Below are 982 nucleotides of genomic sequence, written 5' to 3' on the forward strand. Positions count from 1 at the left end.
CTGCTACTAAACAAGTGACGCAAATTGCATCTAACGTTCCGCATGGAAGACTCCGTTTGAGCCGGCCTATTAGAAAGACCCGTGAGTGGCAGCTTGTCTGCCCGGCGAAACGGTGTGGTGCGGCTTGTTACATGCTCCTACTCCAGAGAAATTTCTTCATGACCTTCTATACCGCACTTTTACTTCCATGCATTGTTAGTTGATGCCACAACCTATCTGTCTTTATTATCACACATTAATAACTAATGTAACAACACAACAAAAAGTAATTATTATTTAACTAACACCTGTGTTACTTTATTAGCTTATTTCAAAGACACTTTGAACACATAACTTACTTTGTCATAGTCCATTCTGTTTTCATAAAAACGGTGTGCATCAGTACGATGTAATCCTGAAGACAATGCAACACTTTCATAATTGTTTTCTTTTGCCCATTTATGGACATATGTAAGTAGTTTTTCACCGTACCCTTTTGAACGCTTATTTATATCAGTCACTAAATCACATACCCACACAAATCTACCATAGTATAGTGTTATCATAGGTTTAAAACCAGTTACTGCTACCATCTTTTTTCCATCAATTAAAGCAAACATTTTATATCTATCCTTCTTTTTTGCCTCTAAAACTAAATTTAAATATGTCTCTTCGTCAAGGTGAGTTCGTAATTGTTTGATAACAGGAAATGCATCTAATAATTCATTTTGTGATTGAAGCTCTTTAATTTTAATAATATCCATAACTATTCCCCTTTTTTTCATTCCACCAAGGTTTAATATAACTTATTCTGTCATTCAACTGCAAGTTAGTTTAATACACTTATTTATTCTTTGAATATAATCCATCTGATGTTCAGTAGCAATCAGATAACCAATTGACCCCAACGCCCTGCCCCGATATTGTGGTTTCAACTAAGTCGGGTAGGTCAGAGGCTTTACAACCTCCTTCCCCCCTAAGAACCGTGCATGAAAGTTTCCCC

The 982-nt window shown here is 36.2% G+C and carries 1 protein-coding gene; it reads right to left on the bottom strand.

Features of this window, described 5'->3' with window-relative positions; genetic code table 11:
* Positions 1-305 precede the first annotated feature (305 nt).
* On the bottom strand, positions 306-743 hold the full coding sequence (locus tag RBH29_RS17730; RefSeq protein ID WP_306698341.1) for a GNAT family N-acetyltransferase: 438 nt from the start codon (positions 741-743) through the stop codon (positions 306-308).
* Positions 744-982: the final 239 nt, after the last annotated feature.

The organism is Herbivorax alkaliphila (assembly GCF_030848475.1).
GTDB lineage: Bacteria > Bacillota > Clostridia > Acetivibrionales > Acetivibrionaceae > Herbivorax.